At 45.2% G+C, this 23,937-nt stretch carries 8 protein-coding genes; all 8 read right to left on the bottom strand.

From position 1 onward, the window contains the following. Nucleotides 1-44 precede the first annotated feature (44 nt). The 8 genes from BLV90_RS05520 to BLV90_RS05485 all read right to left on the bottom strand — a co-directional run bounded on the left by BLV90_RS05520 (nt 45) and on the right by BLV90_RS05485 (nt 23,571). Complete coding sequence (locus tag BLV90_RS05520) at nt 45-512, bottom strand: NUDIX hydrolase (RefSeq protein ID WP_091737511.1); 468 nt, start codon at nt 510-512, stop codon at nt 45-47. Nucleotides 513-543: 31 nt separating this feature from the next. After that, nucleotides 544-1,539: a polysaccharide biosynthesis protein gene (locus BLV90_RS05515; RefSeq protein WP_091737508.1), complete on the bottom strand. Its 996-nt coding sequence runs from the start codon at nt 1,537-1,539 to the stop codon at nt 544-546. Between the two features lie 302 nt (nt 1,540-1,841). After that, nucleotides 1,842-5,087, bottom strand: coding sequence for a Tc toxin subunit A-related protein (locus BLV90_RS05510; protein WP_091737505.1), 3,246 nt, complete (start codon nt 5,085-5,087; stop codon nt 1,842-1,844). Between the two features lie 16 nt (nt 5,088-5,103). Then, entirely contained in the window at nt 5,104-12,408 is a 7,305-nt protein-coding gene (locus BLV90_RS05505; protein ID WP_218142285.1) for a neuraminidase-like domain-containing protein, read from the bottom strand. A gap of 26 nt (nt 12,409-12,434) precedes the next feature. Then, nucleotides 12,435-20,189 carry a SpvB/TcaC N-terminal domain-containing protein gene (locus BLV90_RS05500; RefSeq protein WP_091737502.1) on the bottom strand — a complete coding sequence of 2,585 codons (7,755 nt, stop codon included), beginning with the start codon at nt 20,187-20,189 and terminating at the stop codon, nt 12,435-12,437. Between the two features lie 341 nt (nt 20,190-20,530). Beyond that, nucleotides 20,531-20,989, bottom strand: coding sequence for a hypothetical protein (locus BLV90_RS05495; RefSeq protein WP_091737499.1), 459 nt, complete (start codon nt 20,987-20,989; stop codon nt 20,531-20,533). 157 nt (nt 20,990-21,146) lie between these two features. Beyond that, nucleotides 21,147-21,416, bottom strand: a complete 270-nt coding sequence (locus BLV90_RS05490) for a hypothetical protein (RefSeq protein ID WP_091737496.1) — start codon at nt 21,414-21,416, stop codon at nt 21,147-21,149. Nucleotides 21,417-21,420: 4 nt separating this feature from the next. Next, the gene (locus BLV90_RS05485; RefSeq protein ID WP_091737491.1) at nt 21,421-23,571 is read right to left on the bottom strand and encodes an ATP-dependent helicase; all 2,151 of its coding nucleotides are present in this window, start codon (nt 23,569-23,571) and stop codon (nt 21,421-21,423) included. Nucleotides 23,572-23,937: the final 366 nt, after the last annotated feature.

The following is a 23,937-nucleotide window of genomic DNA, read 5'->3' as shown; positions in this document are numbered from 1 at the left end:
CTCCTGAATCATTTATAGTTACCTCCCAGTAACATATAGTCATACTATCTGCGCATTAATTTTCCATTTTTCATGACGTTGTTAAGAATTTTTTTAGAAGAGCCCATCATATTTTCTGGAATTGTATCTAATTGAAAAAAACGTAAATCTAAGGATTCTTTATCAGATACTAATAACTCCCCTTCAAAATCTTGTGAAGTATAAACAATGGTTACAGCATAAAACTCGTCTCCATTTTGTAATTTTACAAAGTATTCTTCTCCAGAAAATACACCAACTAAAGTGAGATTATCTACAAGAAGGCCGGTTTCCTCATACAATTCTCTTGTTGCCGTATTTTCAGCTGATTCTCCAAGCTCCATTAATCCCCCAGGGAGCCCCCAAAGCCCCTTTGGCTCCTTACGTTGTTGTAATAGGATACCCTTCTCCTTATCCATCAGAATCACCACAGAACCAACCAAGATAACGGGGCGATGTCCTATCATTTTCCTTAGTTCAGAAACATATCCCATCAATTATCATTCCTTTCATAGAATGAGCCTATCACTCGGCCCAAGCCAGAAAACCTCCCTTCGTCAACATTTGTTCTACTTCGCCATTTGAAAGTTGCTTTGTCGCAGAATTGTACTCCTTCATGTTGACAGGTGTACTGCTTGCGTAATGCTCTTGAAGTCCTGGTATATTAATAGAAGGCAGGACTACATAATAATCTTGATCAAAATACACCGTTCGGTTGCTTTCGGATTCCGTAAAGAGTGTTTCATTCAATTTTTCTCCTGGACGAACACCTATTTCGTTTATTTTTATATCTTTTTTACCCGATGATTCGATTAGTACTTGGGCCAGGTCAGCGATTTTAACAGAAGGCATGTTCATAACATATGTTTCTCCGCCTCTGCCGCTAACCGTAGCTTTAAATAACAATTGTACAGCCTGTTCAATCGTTAAGAAAAAACGAGTCATACGAAAATCAGTAATACCAATTTGTGAAGATCGTTTTATTTGGTTTTTAAAAATAGGAACAACACTTCCACTCGATCCCAGAACATTTCCGCTTCTCACACAAATAAACTTCGTGTTTGTTTCTCTTAAATTTGCATGAATAATTAACTTTTCTCCAAGGGCTTTCGTAATTCCGTAAGTATTTGACGGATCTGAAACTTTGTCAGTTGAAACATAGATTACTTTTTTCACCTTGTTGTCTAGAGCGGCATCGATAACATTTTGTGTGCCAAGTACATTGGTCTTGATGGCTTCTAAAGGTTGATATTCACAAACAGGTACATGTTTTAATGCAGCCAAATGAAAAACATAGTCGACACCATCGCATGCTTGCATAAGCTCTTCCTTGTCACGAATGTCACCAACAATGAACTTGAATCGATTATCATGAGCATATTGTTGTTGCATCTCAACGAGACTTGTTTCATTCCTAGAAAAAACACGAACTTCCTTCGGATTGTGATAACTAAGCTGTTTCACAATTTCAAGGCCCCATGATCCGGTACCACCGGTAACTAAAAATGTACTATTTTTCATTATTATTCCCTCCATATAGATCAAAACAATTTATATATAGCCATTGACTACAAGCCAAGCTTGGCCGCTGTTCTGTTTAAATAATAATCTGTGTTTGTTACATTAGTTTGACGACGGTTGTGATCGTGAATTTGAGCCATGGTTGTTGCCATTAGTGCATGCTGAATAGCCTTCCACCATTAGAGGATGCTGGTTCGAAAACATAGGAATACATAAAAGAAAAGAGACAAGATTCCTTGGGAACCCCTGCCTCTCAATAAGTTAATCCCTTTTACTTTACATAACTCCAGATAGCTGCCCTATTAGACGGACTCTACAGAGTACTTGATAAGAACAAAGACTTGTGCTTGTTGTTCACGCACGAGAACCTCTCCATCTGGAGCAAGTGAGAACTCGAACCCGCCCTCGTCGTTTAACTTTTCTGTCAGCGTCCCTAGATCAAGTCCTGACGGTGTTGTCGATTGCATTTTGTCGACTTGGATTGCATACAGGTGCATAGAGTCGATGATAAGGGTCTTACCCATAGTAAAATAGGGGAAGTATTCTCGCTTCACTTTCGCTGTAAAATTTCCAGTACTCGATATGAATCGATGCCACTCACTTGAAAATTCACGGGGGAGACTGAGTAAAATTGCTAAACCCGAAGTGCTAGCCTCCTCAACCAGAGACTTTAGATGGTTGATAGCCTGTTCTCGCAATGGAGTCCCACCCTGCCTAGCCGTGTATCGGACATGGAAAATAACATCTGCTATCGTATTGTAGTCGAATTGACGGAAAGAAGCTGGTAGTTCTAACCTCCATGTGCTTTCGACACCAGCTCCTTCGAAAGGAAGAAATCGTCCATCATAAAGGTTCGTTTCGAAAAGGCCACTGTCATTATTTCCACTGCTGGTCACAATCGATTGAATTGTGCCGAAATAGTCGATAAAGCGTGGGTCTTCACTACCCTCACGAGCGTATTCATCGGTAAGCTGACCAGACTTTCGCAGTGAACTTTTCAACAGAGTGAGTGTACAATTGACACTGGTATAAGGTCCAGTCACCGACGGAATGGACAGGCTTACATTTTTGATCCGACGCATGTAATGCCCAGGGCCATCAAGATCAAATAACCATTCGGGCAAGATGACTTCACAGGCACCAGTAGCTTTCAGGGCAAGTAACGCCAATGGATTGAGCTGCCGCAAGGATACATGTTTGGTCAGTTCATACTCGCGCTTGTTATTCTCGTGAAAGGCCATCTCCATCCGCTTCACATCCAGATAGAGCGCATCGCCAGAGAGCAGACCCTTACGCCCACTATCCCAATAGTTAAACTTCACGTAATTATTCGTCTCTACCTCTGGGCGCATCAGCTCAACCTTCATCGTCTGCTCAGCTTTACGCGCCGTGTCAAAAGCAAAACGGTAATATTCGTAATAAAGACGAGAGATCTCGCCTTGCAGCCAGGTGTAAAGTTCTTTGTTCGTAAATTTCTCTCGCAGGAAACGATCCACATCCTGTGATTGCTTCATCTGCTCTTGTATTTTCTTATATTCGCGATAAGCGATCTGTTCAGCAATCAGCGAACTGATGATCTGGCGTCCGATTTGCATTAACTCGAGTGCAGCCAGATTACTCTGTAGCATCCAATCATCTGCACGACGCTCATAGGAAGCTGTCTTGGAAGCACTCATCCCTTGCCGTTCCTCAATTTGAGCCCAAATGTTAAATCCATTGGTGACGGCGGTACCTGCGGCAGACAGTAGATCTCCTCCCCCTACTTTTCCACTCCCACCAACCCCCCAATACGCAGCCTCTACATGGAGTGTAGGAATAAGTGAGAGGCCCGCTCTTATCCCTTCAGCGCCTGCCGCAGAGATTCTTGCCGCAAGAGCTCGATCAGCATGTCCATTTAAGTCCTCATACTCACCTTCATGTAAATGTAATCTCCCCTCCTGCTTCGTGCTTAGAACAGGGTACTCCAGAGATTCAATCGTTTTATCATACTGTCCAACCAAGTCCACATAGGCCTCATCAAAGTTCTCCTCAGTCAGTTCTCGTCGGTCGAGGTGGAATGTGTCTGGAATGGCATTGTTGTCTGGAGTCAATCCAAGCACACGTTGATAGAAGTGATAACGCTCTAGCGCACTGGCACGGGTTCGTAGTAGAGATGTGGTAGATTCCTCGGCATGCTTCCATTGTAAAAAGCAAACTTCTTGCGACATTTGCTGTATCTTAATCTCATGCCCCTGACGTAGGAGAGCCATACGTTCTCCATCTTCCTTTTCAATCGCCGAGAGAAGTGCAGAACCTAAACTACGCACCTCAGAGCAAAGTTCAAGCGCCTTTTGAATTAATGGTAAGGAGCGCGCAGGGCCGATTGACTGATTCAACCCATTCACAATCGAACCGATATGAATGCCTGCTGCCGCTGCTTTAACCAACATACCGGGATCAAGAGGTGGATCGAAAAGAGCGAGCTGCCGTACCACGCCTTCGATATTCATGCAATTGCGGATCTTGAAGAGTCTGTCGGCTACGGTGTCCCAGTACCCTAGCATTTTTTCGTTGCGTGGGATACTGAAGTAGAGTGTACGTCCAATGCCAAATAACGGTCCTGCAGCATCCGCGTCTTTACTACTGATTGATGGCAAGCCAAGGTTAAATGGGAACTTGCCCTCCAGATCAACCAGTGCATTGCCCAGTGCATCAACTCCCTGCTTTTTGAGCTCAGCAAACGTCTTTGGCCGTGACATCCCTCGTGGGGGGATTCGCTGCGGACGTGTTCCAAGCAGGTTGGCGGCCAGCACATAGCGTTGTGTTGCCTCGTTAATTGACTCTACAGTGTCCTGTCGGAATAGATTGTCTCCCCAAGCAATTAGGTTATCTAGATACTTCATAACAACGCAGTATTGATACGCGAGGTGCCGAGTACGTGCAACGGCATGTGGTTGGAATGGTTTGTTCTTAATCGCCTCATAGCTACTGAGTATGGAATCTCTCAGCTTAGCCTCATTCGGGGTAAGGTCAGATTTGCTTAGCAATGCCAGCAATTCGTCAATCTGGGTGAGATCATTTCCTTTGCGAAAGGCCATGAATTTCCAATATCGCTCTGGAGTAGGAATCGATGGGTCATTACAAGTTGGATCAAAGATGAAGTGGAACCAGCGCTGTGCCTCAGCAAAACGCTGATTTTTGCTGAGGTGCACTGCAATAGTGAGTGGGATATGAAAAAACAGTTCCCAATTGTAATTGGAATACGGTCCACCTTCTTGAACTTCGATCTCCTTAGAGAAGTGGTTGATCTTAACCACATTATTCGCTAGCGATGTATAAAAATCGTCGAAAAATTCAGTTGCTAGACTTTGGTGATAGTTTGGATCAAGCATCCCCGGTAATGATTCCTTGTTGAGTTTTTCGATCAACTCACTAACAAATGGATGGAAGAAATTTTCGAATGTATACGTAAACTCCGTATCCTGCTTATACGTCATCCACCCGAACTGCTTAACGAAAGCCTCTTTATTCCCATGGAATCCGACCTTATCAAAAGTTGTGTTTGCCATAGCAGGTTTCTCCTCTCTACCGCCCCTGTAAAAGGTTTTTCTGAAGACCCGCAGGTCCGATTTCTTTATCACCAAAACGCACGGTCCCGAGGGTACCAATTCCTCTGAAAATGTAATTATTCTCCGCGACAAACCGCTCAATTGGTGATCGATCCACAACTCCAAAGCCTGTCCCCTTATGAATCGGAGCATAGGGATCCACAATTTCGGGACGAGGTTTTAACTGTAGTTCTGGCAGTACCAAGGAAGGCATTATTAGATCTGGTTTCTGTGGAACCTTCATCGGAGCAAAATGACTCCAATCAGGAATCTTTATAATGCGCTCTGTCGTATTAACATAAAAGACATGGCAGTTGTCCTCGTAGAAAAATGGCGCATCCCACGGGCTTTGTAATAAGTGATGGGGAACGATAACTCGATCGTAAAGCTGATTTTTTAGTACTGGACGTAGCAAGATCGAGTCTGAGCAGGTGTCACCAGGATACGGAAGGAGAATCCCCTTGTTATAAGTGATCCTTAAGCTGTCACTTGATGTATCTAAATGACGGGATGGACCAAGTAAAATGAACCCAGAAAAATCATTCAACTCTTCCTTACGCACAGGTAGGCTATGCGTATTGTATAGAGTAAATGATGAACTACCCTGACCTGAGATGTGAACACGCAGGGCACCGCCCACCTCGGACACAGAGAGACGTAGGGCCGAGCGGTCGAACGGGTTATCTCCACCTGAGTCGGGATCAAATCGTCCTAATTGAGTGGGTTTATGGATATCTGATGTCTTCGTTGGCTGCCATTTACCGTTAAAGAACTCGTTCCAACACAGGATTGCACTTACTGTTATCTTAGCTGTATCTGTATGGATAATGTTAGACATTTCCATATCAGCCAGTTTCCCACTAGGAAGGCTTTGCATCTGAAGTGGCGTTTCTTTAATGAGTTTAAGCCAGAACAGAAAGAGTCGTTCTTTCCAAACTACCGGGATCACCGGATTGTCTTCAATATCTTGCTTGATATGTTCCCATGGCGTCCAATAACCGTACTCACAACGGCGGTAGAAATACTTGCGGTTAGCCCCAACAGTACGCGCAACTACATGGGCAATGTCATCCTGAACCTTACTCGGATCGTTTTCGACATAGTGGAACCCACACGGCTCCAGCTTCGCAACCTCCTCAAGCTTGGAAAGGTAATTGAGGAGAGCAACAGATGCTCTCTCTTCAGTAATATCGCTCTGCAGTAGCTCACTCATGGTTTCCTTAAAGAATGGCGATTGATCATCACGAAGCTCTGGTTCTAGCCAATTCTCTGGATAGAGGAATACTTTTCGGTTCGCCTCCCAGATCCGGTATCGATTCATCCACTGCCAGTGTGAGGCACGGATTGAGGAAGGTGATACTCGGCGCTCGAGGTTTATTAAACAACGCTCGATAAACAATTGGACAGACGACAGTGCGTGCCGAACACGTGAGGTTTGCATACAAGGTTCCATTTTCACATCGATCAGGAAGTACTCAAACAACTTCTCCGCTGTGTCGATATGTGCCGTAGCTGGCGTCTCACACATCTGGTGAAGAATATAGGTGACAAGGGCATTACGTTGTAAGTCGCGCATCTCATCATTAATAGGCTTTAAAACGTTTAGCCAGCCACTTTCATCATAGCGAGCACGCAGATCAGTCTGTAATTCTCGTACCATGGTTACGTCAGGTTCATTGGTAACAACCTTGAGCAAACCAGTGGCCGATATGCCCATCTTTTTCACCCAAGAATACGCATCGTAGACTTGGCGGAAGGTATCGAGATGAGCAAGGTCGCCGACCACCTTTCCGAATCGCCCAAGTATCGCAGAAAGAGAGGTCCATTCCCAGCGAGCAAGTGTGAACAGCTGGCTGTCTGGTTTCTGCGTTGCCTCTGCCGGATTTTTGATAATAGCCAGAAGACATTCATTATCTGGTGCCAGATCAGCCTTGATACTAGCAAAGTCAATCATTGCAATGAAAGCTTTAAGCAACGCAGTAGATGTGACATCATCTGGGCTTCCCTTAACTTGTAAACTGTTCAGCCAGCCTTTTCCATTGATTTGATAGTCAGCATGAGAAGTGAGGAAGGTCGTCTCAGCCATCGTCAGTTTAAGCTCGGCTGCAAGTAAACATCCCTTTAGAAAGCGGACATAGGTATGACGCAAGTGATCGATTAAGGTCCCTGAGTAGAGACATCGAGCGGGGATTATCTCCCAGCCACGTCCACTCGTCTCCCAGCGAACATTCAACGTTCCCCTCACCTTCTCCACCTTAAGTGAGATGGCATAAAGTCTTCCTGCCCGCAGTTCGATGGGCACGTTATTACTCCAAACATCTCCACTACAGACCAACGAGATCATCGCATTGTCAAGGGTTAGTGTCACTGTCGTATCTGAATCAGCTTCAATACCTATGTTGTAAAAACCGTTCTCTGGGGCTTCCAGATACCCACTCCAGATGCCGGAGATGGCAAGAGCAGGATTCGAATGAGCTGGAAGCTGATGGCTACCAGTAGCCGTGTATGCCAGATTGGCCTCGAAGTCGCTCGTAAGATCCACCACCCCGACTGCTGTATCGCGGAAAAAAAATTGTGCTGAGAGACCTGCCGCTTCTATCGCTGTAAGATCATGAATTGCAGGACGAGTATGATCCTCCACTGCATGTAAGACAGACAGATCATCGAGAATAGCCTTGGCAAAACCAAGATCGGACTTTACCCTAGCGGAAATAGCCTGTAATCCATGCTGACGCTTGCGACTGCGCTTCAGTTCTGGAAGCAAGTTCGCCAACAAGTCTGCTCGCTTCTTTTCTGCCGAATCACTGGAAGTGAGATAGGTAGTGTAATGTGGCCACAGTTCCGGATAACGGTTGAAGAAATTTCTCGTTTTCTTGTGGAGCTCGTCCACCGCATTTTTGAACGTCTCCGTTACACCAGCCACTCCCTTAAGTGCATCACGGACAATATCAGGCATAACTCCCATGCTGTAGGCAAGTCGCTTGCGCAGATGATCGTAAGTAAGGCTTTTTGGTGCCACATTCAAAATGACTTGCTGTAGTGTTGCTTGACTATGCGCATACTCGACATCGGTTACGACCTGATTACTTAATAGACCAAAAAAGACGTCAGTTGTCTCATTTCCGTAGATCAACGACATTCTCGCTCGAGCGACCTGACCATCTGGGTCATCAACGATAGCAAAATCCCTTTCGATCGAGTCTAAATCTGAGCGCAAAGAACGAGCAAAATCCAAAATCTCATGATCGTCCGGTGCTATCCTGCTATGTATGTCCTGATTAAAGATCAGGTAAAGAGCTTGTACTGGTTTTAACGATAGGTTACGCAGGTAATTCAAAAATTTGAAAAGACGAAGAAAAGACGGGTTTACGGGATCAAGTTCGACGAATGGATCAAATCCTGTAAATTTAATCACTAAAAGTAATTCTCTAATGCTAAGTTTCAACTTCCGTGCTAACCATCCTCGGCGATAGATCGCTGAAATGTTGTCCAAATTGAGTAGCGTGTCGGCATCGTAGCCAAGTGCACTGGTAATGTGAACAAACTCCTCATCGGTGAGCTGGAACGCTGCACGCAGGACTGCTGTATGGGTCAACAGTTTCTCTGTACCAATCAGGAAATGCCCGTAGCCATTATCAGCAAATACTCCGTCTTGTTTCAGTAACGATGGGTTAAGGAACATCTGTCGATAAAGGGAACGGGTTCCATGCGTATCGATGGGTGCAAAGCAAGCCAAAAACGGTAGCAGATCTTTTTTCTGCTTCAGGTTGAGAGCCCCTATGAGTCGCTTCATCAGGCCCATACGGGGTAGCAGAGACAGGAAACCATTATCAAGTCTTTGCAAGTTTACAGCATCATCTGAATGATCTGGAATTTGGCTTTTGGGGTACAGAGCTGTGATCGCTTTATCGGTCTCTTCAATCGTCCATCCCAATTTCTTCCACAATTGAATAAACCGAATCAATCGGATGAACTCAAAAGCACGGATTTTGTTTGTGCTGTTGTCCGGATTGGCATAGCGGAATTCCAGTTTGTCAAAACTGCATAACTCGTCAGAAGCCACAGGGTTGGCAAGTGTAATCAAACTCATGATTTTGGTATAGTTCGCCTCATTCTTTACCCATGCATGGATATCCCCACCATATTGGGACGGATCGAGATGCGGCGCTAAGGCAGCGGTAAACTCTGCGTCTGAAATCGTCCCCTCTTTAAATGCCTTTATCGTTGTGAGCGGAACACCTAACTTGTCCAACTTAGGGATGAGTATGGAGTTCAGGTTGATAAAGCATGTCTTAAGAATTTCGATGATATCCTCATACGAGATGCCTAACCGATGTGTAAATGCTTTAACATTCGATAGGCTAGATAAAATTTCCGCTTCAGTAGTAACTGGTCGATAGCCATACAGTTGCTGCACTGTCAGAGTGCGATCGGTCAGACGTGCATACTCAGCACGTGAAAAATGAAGCTCCTCCATCCAAATGTCACGCCAACCATACTCGTTTGAATTTGCCCTCTCTAGATTATCCCCTTTGCGCAAAGTTTCCATCACTGCAGGTAGTGGAACCTCAAATCGATCAAAATAGCGGCGCAGGTTTTCTAACGGCTGATGGAACGGCAGCGAAGACGCCGGCGCAAGAAGCGGCATGGGGTCGCCAACTAGAGCTGGTTTTCCTGCAAGGATTTCATAAGCTTTGTCACTGATAAACTGTGGATTTGCCAGCAATTCTTCCATGGTAGCGTCATCGTTTGTATTGTGGCCGGTATAGTTTGCCAAGGATAAATGATTGGTGACATAGTACTCTAGCGTTTCGTTCACTAAGTCAATATACGGTAGAGACTTAGTGGTATTCTCACAAGTAAGCGGGAGATGCTGAATATCTGGGCGACGTTCAAACAACACCGTCTGCGGATTCACTGTACCAGGCGGGTTCACCGGACGATCAATGAAGAGTAGCAAATCCACTAGATATGCAGCTGGACTCAAAATAGAGCGACAGTGCTCACAAGTGCAGTAATCCATTTCATCAAACAGATTTTCCAGCGTTGAATAAGCAATGACATCGGAAGCATGTGGGTTCGGCCCTGTAGGTACGGGATCCACGATTTGCGCGGGACTGTGCACACCAATCCCAGGGGCATTGCGAGCAGATAGATAAGATACAGCGATATTCAACACAGTGCTGTGCACCTGTTCCGCTTTCGTATGGATTAGCCTTGCATTGGCCTCGCCACCCACCTCCATTTTGAAGGTCTGGATAAATTCATCTCGGTCATATTGGATGACGGCATAGGCTGAATTCACCCCTTTTTTTAACAGCAAGTTCATCGCATCATCGCTTGGCGTAATCTGATAGACCCGCTGGATCTGCGTAATCTCCTTGCTCACTTCAGGCTCAATTTGCAGTTTGTGATGAGCGATATACTGTTCAACTGAGTGCATCCCAATTTCGAAATTGCCTTGATGTTCAGTTAAAAAGGTATGAACCTGGCTCTTTAATTGATCATCTGCGAGTGGAGTCTCACCACTCTTGACCATTTGCGCGATCACGGCTGTTGGGAAACTGAGTCGTACATGTGCAGCCAACAATTCTGCATAACGATTGCGTTTCTGGTCGTCATTCTCACCGGGAATTTCTGGCGGGACCGAATCATTGCCCATCAATTTTTGCCACTTATCTGCTCGATAAAAGCCTTTTTCAACTAAGTTTAAAGGATGGGTAATCCCCATCTGTCCAGCCACTTCGTGCAACTTCCGGATCAGTGGAGCGTTGTTAAGTGTCAGAAAAGCAAGCTGTCCATCCACCTTGAGACGTTTTTCTACGGCTTCACCAAATACTTTCTGTACCTCTCCCCAGAACTTCGGCAAATCCTCTCGATACCGAGTATGGAGTTCTGCAAACTGCCTCTGCCGTGACAAATCGTCACCCAGTGAAACAGATACCAGCTCCTTATAGGGCGAAACCCCAACCCATGCCGGACTTTCCAAGATCCGCAGTGCAGTTAGTTTCTGGAACTGTTCAGTGGCCTGTGACAGATTACTCATCAGTCCGCTAGGAATTACACCTTGAACGATCGCCTGCTTCCAGATCGACTCCACCGTTTTGGCATCGGTTTGGTAGAGGACTTCATTGGCAGGCAAGCCGGCACGAAAAAGGGCATAGAAAAGGGGTGGCACCATCTCGATGCCTACATCATTGGCTCGATCACTAAACTGATCAGCTAAAGACGAAAGCGCAACTGCCCGGGCATCCCAGCCCGTTTTATTCGCAAGGTAAGTAATGTCTTGTCGCTCATCAGTTTCCTTAAGTTCACTCAATTTCCCTTTGAATTGAATCGAAAGCGCATTTGTCAACGTCTCGTGCTCAGACTGCAAGGCAGTGTCGTTCTTCTCATCCAAAAGGATATGAAGGGTTTCTCGATTGGAAGCATTATAGTGAACATCGGAACCAGCAAGAAAAATGTTGTCCTTGAAAACACACGCTTGTAAATCAGGTTTCTCCTTGCCTCGCTGACGAAAACCCGCATCAGTGAACGTGATTTGATACGCGCCGTAGACGTCTGTCATGGTTTCAGCAAGCTGTACGTCAGCCCCCACTCCTTTATCCATAATTCGAACGGTTAGTCCTCCGATTCCGCTACTAACACGACTGGTCACTTTACCATCAACATGGAATGTTACAACATCTTGGCTAGGGATTAGTAGGTCAACAATCTCAATTGAGTGAACCTCACGGGAAACCTCTGTCTCACCAAGTATCTGCCCTGCATTGTCTAAAACAACAACTCGCAGATGGATCACATTTACCTCTGGTAACGTAGTATAGCGGATCGTATAGCGTCCTTGGGTATCGGTGGTATCCTCCCCCAGGCGTAATATGCATCTCTTATCCATGTGAAAGGCCCTTACCAGACCACCATAGACTGGGTGTCCATTTTCACGTAACACTTGACCACTCACTAAGAATGTCTGTTCAGAAGTAGCTGAAGAGAATGCTCCCAATTCTTCTAATATGTTATTAAATACTTCTGAAGTCCACTCATCAACTTCACCGGAAGCTTGAAGCTGATGTTGTTCTTGGAACAACCCGACTAACTTATAAGTACATTCACCATACATATCCTTAGCTTGTTCAGCACCCAGACGTTCCCTAAACTCCTGCCGTTCATCCCAACCAAATTGAAATAGATCTTTTTCCAAAAGTAGTTGTAAGCCTTCCTGCAAATCAGAAACACCTTTTCCCTGCATCTGTAATGTTAACGGATAGATGATCCTGTTCATGGTTTTCCTCCATCTCGCATTTGTAATCACAGCATCTGATTGTAATATTCCTCAGTAACCCAGGTTTTTTCATCGATATGAATCCAAGTTCTACCCACTGAATCTGTTCGTCTTGTCCCAACGGGAATGGATAGATCACCAGGCTCAAAGATCATGTGAAGATCTTCAGATAGTTTTTTGACAGATAGAATACCACCGATGACACTAAGTCCTGTAGTTACCTTGCCTAAACCTGAAATAAATCCGCTAAATCTACTCGGAGGTGCTGCAGGCTTTGCGATAGAAGGAGGCTCGACTGGTGACGTTGTTGTAGGTTTCGCAACAGCGGAAGGCTCAGCCAGTGCCGGTCCTGCGGGCTTCCCAGCTGAAGGAGACTCGACTGCAGTCGGTGCTGTAGGCTTCCCAGCTACAGGGGGCTCGGTCGCTGGCGGTGCTGCAGGCTTCCCAACAGTGGGAGGTTCAAATGCTATCGCTCCTCCTTTCACCCCCTTAGGTGTTGCTACTTCCCGGAATAATTTTCGAAACTGTGCAATTTCCTCAGGAGTAGCATTTTCAAGCTGATAGACTATACTCTCGTCGAAAGGAAGATCTGGTTTGACTCCCTTTTTTAGAGCATCCTTATGCTTCAATACTTGCTCAACATGTTCTGTAATTACTGATCTCAATCGCTTGGTATCTAAATTTCCTGATGCATCTCGGTATGCCCCCAAATCAATATGTTTACTTTCTAAAGTTTTTCCAATTGTCTGAGGCGCTTTGGGATCTGGAGCAATATCTATTCTCGAACCACCTTTCCCTCCTTTGACAGTTACTTCCTCTTGAACTCCATGACCTTTTGCCTCCAACTTCTTTACGAGCTGCCCAGATGCTTGTAAGCCCTTTTCTCGATTCACTGTGACCTGAGGAGGTGGCGACGGTGGTGAGGAAGATGGTGGTGTAACCCCTGATGCGGGCGCTGCATAAGTCTGAGTACCATTTGGGTCTATAAAGCGAATTGGATTATTCTGTGAATATCGATATAAATTTGTTCCATCCACTAAACTTGCTGGATCACAACTTGTCCACCTCCCCAACCACGATGCGTAATACCGAGCTTTGTGATAATAGAATCCTGTTCCCTCATCCCGCTCTTTTCCTGTATAGCGATATCGCTTCGGCGTTTCCATCTGATTGCGTACAGCTTGATATGATGTACTCCCAAAAGGATAGTACTCTTCGTAAGAAATCAATCGCCCCATATTGTCCAATTCCAGGCTAGCTGAGCCAAGATGATTACTAAGTTGATAGCGAATGAGTTGTTCAGGTGTAGGGTCTTTGCCTTGAGTACGAGTCTCTACTAGGGCGATGCACCGCTGATCATCTATAATATGAAGGGTCTCGCGTTCCAATTTGATCGTGGTACCATCATTCTCATACTCGTGGTAAATCTCAAATCCACCTAGATAGATCCGTTCTTTCATCCTCGTAGGTGTCTGTCCAACAGCAGCCTGTCGTTCGGTTACTTTACGCACTCGATTTCCCTGTGTGTCATAAACATACCAGGTCATCTCTGGTGTCCCCTCATGGTTTACCACTTGTTGTGCCGAGTTCTGAAGCTGGTCATGATCGTTCCATTGCATGATGGGCAAATGCGGCATAGCTGTGATGTTGCCATGCAAGCTGGCAGTGTCCTCATAGCAATAAGTTTCGGTGATCGCTCCGAGGGTAGTGCTACTCAACCGATTGTTTGTCTTACCCACCTCCAGTTGGCTCACCTCGTTGTACGCAAATTTACGAGTCCAGCCAGGCTGTGCAAGATCGCTGCCACGATGCTGTATAGAGAGAATGTTGCCCACCGCATCGTAAAGATAGTGCTCGACATATGTCCCTATGGCTTGACCATCGCCCGGGTGTTCAAGTTGGGTATGAAATTGGTTAAACGCATCTGGTGGATTAGGCTGCCTGCCTGTTTGTCCCAAATGTTCACGACCAGTCGCCTCGATCAGCCGATAAATCGCATCGTAAGTGTATTCAGAGTTCGGTTCGACGCGACGGTTACGGAAGAATACGGTTTGCTGAGCGTCGTCTCGAATATGGGTAATGTTACCCATTGGTTCGTAGGTATAGTGAAGATTCTGAATCCCACAATTAGATCCTTCGACCGGAAGTGGATCTGGACAGTCATCGGGAAAGTTATCGGTTTTGCGTCGAGTGAATAACCGAATTAGACGGAACGTGAAAGGATCGTATTCATAGATTGTCTTGACTCCGTTACCATATTTTACCTGAGTACGTTGACCTTTGGCGTTGTATTCAATTTCGTCCACAAACGTTGTCCAGATTGGGGAATCATTTTCCTTTGCACCCCGCAAACACACCTCCACAGCATGTAAAAGATTGGCTTCATTGTATATGGAGCGGATGATGCTGTTATCCGGTGCAGTCTGTTCCATTGAACGATTGAGTGCGTCGTAGCGAGTACAATTGGTATAAACCCTCGATTCTAAAGGAATCGTACCTAACCAATTTAGAGTATTCTTGTACTCATGAGCGAGCTTACGCTGACTTCTTAGTAAATTTCCCTTGAAATCATACTTATCGCTGGTTACCATGCCTGCCTGATCAAAAAGCTGAACCACCTTTCCTCGCAAATTGTTAACCTCCGGATTGGGCCATGTTTCTCCATAAATAATTCGCTCTACAAGTAACTCTGGTCCGCTTCCCTCTCTTAGGTAAAAATCAGTGGGTCGTCTCAATGGATCATAAGCAGTTCTATACTCATGGCTACGGCTATCCCAAGCACGGATCAACTTTCCCATAACATCGAATAGCATCCAACGTTCACCAGCCTCCATACTGGATTGGTGAATGCGTTTGCCTAACATATCATAGTCATAGCACATCACAATCCGGTCCCTAGCATCCATGATTTTCCGCTGATTCCCTTCGATGTCAAAGAAGACACGGCTATAGTAAAATTCCTCGATGGGTGGATCAACAGGGGAAGTACCACTATGCTTGAATTTGTTATGGGCGATAGTGAGAAAAGTACGCCCTAGTGAATCAAAATAGGCAACGGATGGTGTATTCGCATGGATCGCTGTTTTTTCAGCAGTCGCTCGTTCGTGTGGACCAAGTGCACCACTTTGACGCTTGGTATACCACGTAGGAAGATAATCTGAATCTGGCAAACGCCGAAAGAAATCACCTACGTCAAGGTCGTTCTTAGGATCGACCACCTGTACAGTATCGTTAACATCCCAAATTTCCTGTTGCCACGAATTGAATACTACTTTTTCCCATGTGTGATCAGGATGCAAGATAGCTGCCACACGTCCAACAGGGTCATAGAAGAGTACCAAACTGACACCAATCGAGACATCAAACTCGAAGAGATGAGTGTCGGTAAAAAAAGGTTCGTACTGTCGAACAGGCTTTCCTTTGTTGTTGTATACCGTCCATCCGCTACCTACCCAGCGCGAGCTGACATCATTTGCAATCATATCAGGTTGACCATTAACCGTAATCACATGCCCAGTAGCTGTATCTCTCTTCGGAACTGGTCCCGGTTCAGCCTGAATCTTCTTTTGGATCTGGCGACCAAACCCATCAAAGTAAGAAATACTGTGCTGAATCTTAGTCTGTTGTCCAGAAGTTAGATCGGCGTCATGAATTTCACGAGCCATGCTATAGATTACCGCAGGCTGTGGGTTCATCTTATCTTTCGTACGATAATAGGCAAATAAGTCATACACCAAGCGAGTGGTGGCTTTCCCTAAGAGAGTGTGGGGATCAGCCAGTGGATCTAGTAAATGGGCAGTTACTGCAGATTGGATTAAATTTGGGATAAAATCGGCCAGCAAATCACCGCGTCTAGGACTATCTTCAGGCTTACCCATTACTGCAGTACCTACTACCTGACCAAGTACATCAAATGCAACAGCCAACCGATTCCGATTCGGGTCCATAACTAAAATCGGTTGGAGCACGCGATAGTCTTGTCCCTGACGTACAAGTGGCTGGATGGAATCGGCGTTACGTTCTCCCACGGTGGTATGGTTACCATAGGCATCGCGGGTTTCCTGTACAAGAAGGTCATAGGTGTCGTATTTCACTAAGGTCTCAGTATAGAGAGAATCGGTATGGAAAGGATCACGATAGCGATGGGGAAGAAAAAAATGTGCTTGAGCATAGGTCAATTCCTGGGTCGACGAATCTGTTGTATTAGGAGAACGATACACTCGACCTGAAGGAATCCACCAATTGTCATCCCCTTCACTATGGATATAACCACCTTCGCTTATAAGCATGGTATCGGTAATCCGATCGCCATAAACCTTAGTAAGAAGCTCTGGTGTAAAGGCAAGCTGATAACTCTCATAAAGAATAGCTAGCGATTCCAGTTTTCCCAGCGGTAATGGACCGGATAGATCATTACGGCTATACAGTATACGTACATGTTCAATTAACCTCTTTTGCAATTCACCCGATGTCGCGTTCTGTTCATAAGAGATGAACTGCGCTGTTGTTCCCGATTGAAGGATCTCTGCAACGGTGAAGCGGTATCTGTCTTCTGATAATCTTAAGCCGTTCAGCTCATAAGTCCGCGACTCGCATGATAACGGTGCATGGTAATCACCAATGCCTTCAACAGGGTTTGTAAAGTCATCTTCCTTATAAGTAATCAACAATTCACTTTGTTTAGCTTGATCCCTCAATTCGAGATTTAGATCAGGTCGACGACGTCCATAGTTAATAACGGCCGATTTCAACACGTTACCATAATCGTCCACCTCCAACGTGACAGTGTGTACAACTCGTGGATCGGTAGGATTACGCTCGTAGTCGGAATGGATAGATTCCAGACCATGAGTGAAAAACACCGCATGGCGGTTATTCCCCTTCGGTTGCAAACAGCGAATGTTCACGTTCTGTTCAGTGACTGTGTAAGGATCATTCTCTTCATCCGTACCATCCAGAGAGTAGACCTCTTGGCGAAGCATCGAACCTCTCAGGGCACGGCAAGCTTCACGTTCTTCCTCTAAAGACAACCCAAATGGAAGAACGGTGTCATCGAGCAAAAGGTGTCTCACTTCTGCATCAGTCAAACCTGGCTCACGGTAATATTCCCTCACGCCTTTATCATCCAAGCTACCAGCGAAGAAATCAGTTACGTGAGCACCGGTATGATACCATGTGCGAGTGAAAACAGGTGGAACGTGGGAAGACTTATCCACATTCGTCCCTTGTGGTAAATGCCCGTCTTTGTTGAATACGGCGAACTCCTCTGTGTCCCATTGTTCCACTAGACCAAATCCTCGGAATTCGCGTTCAATTCCATCGAAATAACCATGATGGTAAGCGTAATGTGTCACAAATCGATTGCCACTAATGTGGTCGTAGGTCTCGACACACTCTACGACATGTACAGGGAAAGGGATCTTGGTGAGCCAGGGTTTCCCAGAGAGCTTATCAGCAAGGTAGAACTTGGTAGAAGAAACATAATGAACATAAGTTTCTGCACCCAAATTGTTGATCGACTTAATCAGTAAATGAGGTTTCTGTCCACCCATTAGGTCGATGTAACGCAGGGGGCAATCCACGTCTCCTGGTAATGGAGATGACCAGACTAGACAAGCTGTACCATTTCCCAAAAGGTCAGCGGTCATGACCGAAGAAAGATGATCCACAGGTGGAAATTGACTGAGATGACGTGGGTTGCTCCAGCGGTTACCAGACTGATTGAAATATAATCGCACGTTATCTCGGCCTAAATAGACGATGTCAGTGACGCCTGAGCCATCGATGTCAACCAGACGAACACGCTGTTGATTGAATTGGTCAGGGTGATCAAACCAAGGAGAGTTGTCCATCGTCACTTTTGCTCCGAATTGGCCATAACCTAGGTTAGGCCAATAGCAGACCTCGCCATTACGGATTCGCACAAGATCGGTGAGACCATCCCCACACATATCAGCCAAATAGACAGATTGCAAAACGTTGGACAGCACTAACCTGGGACCTTGTTCCTCGTCCATTGGTTGATAAACCTGCTGAGCTAATCCAAACCCCTCCTCACCTAATGAGGGGTGCCAAGTGAAAACTTCATGTTCATTGATTAGTACGTCAGCCCGACCATCACCATTTAAATCGATGAAACACAGATTTGGTTCATTCCATGAGATGTTTGGCAGATGGTCAAATTCCCTAAACCATTCCCAGCTTTCTTTATGGGTACGCTCATAAAAACCCGGATTCGATTGAAAAGATACTAGATTCACCTGTCCATCACCAGTGAGATCCAGTAGTTGTTGTCGTCCGCTACTAAGGTTAGCAAGTGATGGCTTTAAGGCAGCTACTTCTTGTGGGGCAAAACGGCCTTCCCCTAGATTCGGTTTGTAAAACCAAGCATCGGCTTGCTCTGTTAAGATCCCAGAGATGCCCTCACCGTTCAAATCCACCCATTGATATGATGTTCCATCTATACCAACAGGTAGGTTTTCTAGACTACTTACACTCAATTCTCGGATATCATCCTGAATGCTCGCCTTACTATATTCGAACTCCAATGGTGGCAAGGATCTCTTAAAATAGGTAATGTACTTAACACCATTACGCTCCAGCACTTTCTGTGCGTCATCACGAAGGAATCCTGATTGGATGATAGCACGAATAAATGAAGCAATACGGGTACTTCCTTGATGGCTGAGCTCATCCTGTACCGTGGTAGGCTGCGAATAATCCAGGTCATCATATTCAAACTCAGTAGAACGAACCAGATAAGGATCGCTTCCCAATTCTGCAAAGTGGTGGAACATCAACATACGGCAACAACGGCGATAAGTACGCACTTCAAACCCTGCACGGTAAGAGGAGAACGGGTCAGGTCGAGCAGTCCAAGTGGACTCTGATGATGCTGAAGCACGAATACGATGTTCAGCTTCAGTCTCAGTAGCGTCAAGATCAACTTCCTCGTAATGATCTTCGTTGTAATCAAAGACTACTTCGAACATCCACCTCATTTTGTTTAGATCTGGTTGAATTAGACGGGAGACCTGATTGCCATACTTGATACGCTTCAAGTATAGATTGGCTGTACGTACTCGATTGCGCTCATGGGCCTGTGTTCGATCAATATTCTCATCATTCTCTTCCATGTACTCATAGACGATGATATTCCCCTTGTCATCGTAACTCTCACATATGAACCAACTGAAAACCCGCTTTGGATCACCTGGATCTGCAATTCGACTTTTCTCTGTCTTTCCATAAATCGAAGTGATATTGTTACGAGTGATAGAACGCCAGTGGATCTCTCCTGTTTTTTGATGGGTCCAACGCTCGATACGAGCAAACAATCCCTCGAGGCGAGGACGATAGCGGTGGATAGTGTAGCCTGCTACAGTGGTAGTATCTTCAAATCGACTTCCATCCTGTTTGAGAACCGGAACGAGGTCTTCGGAACCAGAGAGAATATAAACATCTGACTCATCATCATCGTTATACTCAGGCAGTCCCTTATCTGTCTTGCGAGAAATTACAGGAATAGATAGAGACCATCCAAATCCGAAGGGTCCATTTCCAGATCCTGAGTCATAGGAGAGTGAAAGCTCCGGACCGAAATCGGAACGCCCAGGACTCGTAACAAGGGGAACTATCATGGAACCGGTACCTGTAACTGGATTGGCTGCAAACTTCTCGCCGATGCCTTTGATCGCTCCACCCCCCTTCGGGAGAGAAATGGTTGGAGCAGAGAATGCCTTTTGCCCTTTATCATTTTCATCCGTTTTGTCTTCGATCATGATTTAGCCCTCCCTTTTAGTTTGTCTGATAACTTTGAAACACCTTTCTCCTTATCAATTACATTATCCTTTTGATCCGATTCCTGATTTAAAAACGTTGTGGCCATTTGTTCTGCCTTTTCTGATAATACGGTCTCTGATACTGTTTTGCATGAATATTGACGATAGTGATCGTGGACTAGATTGCATGGATGTTGCTGTTAGAGCATGCTGAATAGCCTTTCGTAAGTCTCAGACTCCGACGAACTCCCCCTTGTTTTCTCATCTTTAGAGATAAAAAACGTTTCGCAGATACAATCTACGAAACGTTAATTAAAATGTTAATTTCTAATTATAGATTATCACGTATTTTCTACTTCCAAGATTATTACAGTTTCAAACTGATTCTCAAACAGCTCGTCTATGATATTATCACTGGTCACCCGAACTCTAGCTATTAATTTGTCATTCTTCTTTTCAGGTGCATATCCAACGAAAATTATCTTGAGATCCCTAATCAACTTCATATCCACGTATTTTTTTAATACGGTGATTAATCCCACTATCGGTATAGGTACCTCATTTTGTTTCGGCCACTCGTCAGCTTCTAGATAACCCAAAAATTCTAAATCAATCATTTCCAATACATATTTTCGCCACTCGTGTTGATAATATTTCATCTTCACATTATCGATCTCTTTTTCATCTTTAATTTTTTCAAAACTCAATTCTTTCAGATCATTTTTCAAATCATCAACAACATTCGAGTCATTTGTATTAAAACTGACGAATTGACTGCAATCAAATAATACACTTGACACCTTTAATCCCCCTACTCAGTGGAGCTTTTATTATGAAGATTACATTAATAATAATTATCTGACGCCTGTAAAACCGACTTCAGTTTTGCACTCGAACCAGGGTTTTTTTGTGTTTACTTTTTAAGTTTGACCAGAATCAACTTACTTTTTCAGTGGTCTACTCTTCAAGCAAATGCTTTTTATGTTTAACTTCGCTCTCAATAATATCTTCTACCTCTATAATAATGATAGGGTAATACAACATGAGTTCATATATTCCCTCTACTATTCTATCACTTGGGACTTTTATCCTTGATATGTGATCGGATTTTATTTCTCTCTCGGAGGAATTGTCTACGAAAATCAACTTCAAATTCAATATCCGATGGTTATCCACATATTTCATTAGAACTTCCGCCAATTCTAAATCGATTGCCAACCGAATCATGCCATTAACCCTCTTCTCCCGATTCCGTTGACATCCGCTCAATCAAGCCCAGTTGACGCGAGAGTTCATAGTGAAGTGAGACGGTTTCATGGGGGAAGCGTAGAGCCACCTTCCGTCCAGGAGCAGACCCCTCCAAAGGTTCAAAGGCTATCACTTCCCCTTCTCCCCAGCGTTGGTGAATCAGTGTCGTCCCAATGGTAAGCTCCTCACCCGCAAAACGAAGCTGAGGTTGTCCTTTCTCCTTTCTACGAGAAGGTATGTAATGGGGATTCGCAACAAAGGTATCCTGATCCTCTTTCAAGGTGATCTCGTCATCGTCAAAGCCTATCTCTTTGAGAAATGGAGAGGGGCCAACACGCCTCCCCTGACGAGTATGGCTGATAGAGAGAGTTAACTCTCTTTTAGCACGGGTCATCCCTACATAAAGCAGACGCCGTTCTTCTTCCCAGGCGGCATTCTTGCGGTGATCAGCCACTTGAAGGCTACGCCGATGGGGAATTGTCATCGCATGGAGGCCGATAAGAAAGACGCGGTCAAATTCTAGCCCCTTCGCCTTATGAAAGGTCATGAGATGGATTCGAGGGTTAGGAGAAGGTTCTCGAAGAGCACGCTCTACCCTGTCGGCATGCTCCAATAGATCGATACCCCACTCAAAGGATTGAGCTGCAACGGTAAGTTCCTCTACAGGCTCTAATAAACTGAGCACTTCCTGACCGAGATCCTTCGCATAAGCCGTTAAAAAGCGATCATAACCGATTCGTTGCCGAATTTCTTGGATCGCCTCTCTCGCCCCAAGCCCACACAGAGATTTTACTTGAAGCGCCAATTGACTCAGATTCTTTTTCTGGTAAGTTTCAAGACCGGGTAATTCAGGGAGTGCTTCTAGTACAGAGACATTTATTTTCCGAGATAGGTTCCAGGCGGTATCGATCCATTCCTCCCCAAAAAGATAGCGCTTGGGTTTGTTGATTATACGCACGATGGCATCCAAATCGTTAGGATTTTGGGCGAGAGTAAGATAGGCAAATATATCCTTCACCTGCCAGCGCCGATAAAAGAGGGCATCCCCCATCGATGCCGAAAAGGGAATCCCCTCACGGACAAGAGCATCGATAATTGCCCGCGCCTGGGTAGAAGTACGGTAGAGGACCCCTGTCTTTCCTTCATCGCTAAGGGAAGCGATAATCTTCGTCGCTTCCTCCTCTTCATCCGATGGTTTAAGTAAAGTCGGTTCCTTGCCTGCTCGTCCCATCCCGATCAACCTTTTTTCCTGCCGCATCCTATTGTGACGAATCAGTTTTTGCCCTACGGCGACAATCGCATCGGTAGAGCGATGATTGACAGAGAGGACGACCCTTTGACTTCCTGGACGCCTGCTTAACTCTTGCATAAACTTCGGATCACTACCCCTAAATCCATAGATCGACTGATCATCGTCTCCAACAGCAAAAAAGCTTCCCTTTTTTGCTAAAAGGAGCTGTAGGGAATCATATTGTACCCGGTTGATATCCTGAAACTCGTCCACCAATATGCGCGAAAAAGATCCGCTCATTGGATTACCCTCTTCCTTTAACCAACCACAAAAGGCGAGGAGAATATCATCGTAATCCCAGGTATTCTGTTCTTTTTTCCGAGTTTCATAGGCTTGAAACAGATCTCGGAAGAGTTTGTTCTGTTGTTTTTGTACATTCATTCGCTCAGGTAGGACCATGTTCCCTTTACAAAAGCCAATCTGACTTAGGGTAGTGGCTACCCCTTCCTCATCGGAAGGTTGCTCCTTATCTTTAAGAAGCTCCCGAATCCAATGCCTTTGTTCGCCATCATTTAGTAAGCGTGGCACCGATACTCCCATTCTATGAAAAAGGCGCAGGAAAATAGAGTGAAAGGTTCCAAGGGTTAACCCGCTCGTATTCCCTGTCAGTTGTTCGATACGTTGCTGCATCTCGCTCGCCGCCGCACGAGTAAAGGTAACAACCAATATTTTTTCAGGTGAAACCCCTCGCTCTAGTAGCGTAAGCACCCGCTGAGTAAGCACGGTTGTTTTTCCGCTCCCAGGACCAGCAAAGACAGCAATGGTTCCCTCTCCGGCTGTAACTGCCTTTAGCTGATCTGGGTGAAGTTCTACCTTGGAAATTGCCTGGGAAATCATCGTCATTTTCCTTCGCCCTTTTCGTCACGATAGCCGTTTCTTTTTTCGCCCTATGATCGTACCACACTCATCGATGAGATAAGCGAAATGCCTAATAATTTTTTCAGTTGACACCCTCCCTTTACCGTGTTAGAGTAATCATCAAATTTACTCATATGGATCGACTATGATAGAGCCAAGTCGCCTAATGAAACCCAAGAGAGCCGGGAATGCTGGGAACCGGTGTTTCGAAAGCGATGGTCCACTCTTGAGTCATTCAGCCGAACTCATCGGAAAGTAAGCTGGATCGGAGAACCGTTATCTCAAGGGTCTTTTACTAGAGACCCGCCGAGGCCTGATGCTGTGAAGCGCAGGTAAATGAGGGTGGCAACG

Origin of the sequence: Marininema mesophilum, assembly GCF_900106775.1 — a bacterium.
GTDB lineage: Bacteria > Bacillota > Bacilli > Thermoactinomycetales > DSM-45169 > Marininema > Marininema mesophilum.
The sequence above is the reverse complement of the archived record's forward strand: the minus strand, read 5'-3'. Positions and strand labels throughout refer to the sequence as shown.

Excerpts from the sequence above, each read along its gene's own strand:
- BLV90_RS05520 (WP_091737511.1), bottom strand. The coding sequence starts at position 512 with ATGGGATATGTTTCTGAACTAAGGAAAATGATAGGACATCGCCCCGTT.
- BLV90_RS05515 (WP_091737508.1), bottom strand. The coding sequence starts at position 1,539 with ATGAAAAATAGTACATTTTTAGTTACCGGTGGTACCGGATCATGGGGC.
- BLV90_RS05510 (WP_091737505.1), bottom strand. The coding sequence starts at position 5,087 with ATGGCAAACACAACTTTTGATAAGGTCGGATTCCATGGGAATAAAGAG.
- BLV90_RS05505 (WP_218142285.1), bottom strand. The coding sequence starts at position 12,408 with ATGAACAGGATCATCTATCCGTTAACATTACAGATGCAGGGAAAAGGT.
- BLV90_RS05500 (WP_091737502.1), bottom strand. The coding sequence starts at position 20,189 with ATGATCGAAGACAAAACGGATGAAAATGATAAAGGGCAAAAGGCATTC.
- BLV90_RS05490 (WP_091737496.1), bottom strand. The coding sequence starts at position 21,416 with ATGATTCGGTTGGCAATCGATTTAGAATTGGCGGAAGTTCTAATGAAA.
- BLV90_RS05485 (WP_091737491.1), bottom strand. The coding sequence starts at position 23,571 with ATGACGATGATTTCCCAGGCAATTTCCAAGGTAGAACTTCACCCAGAT.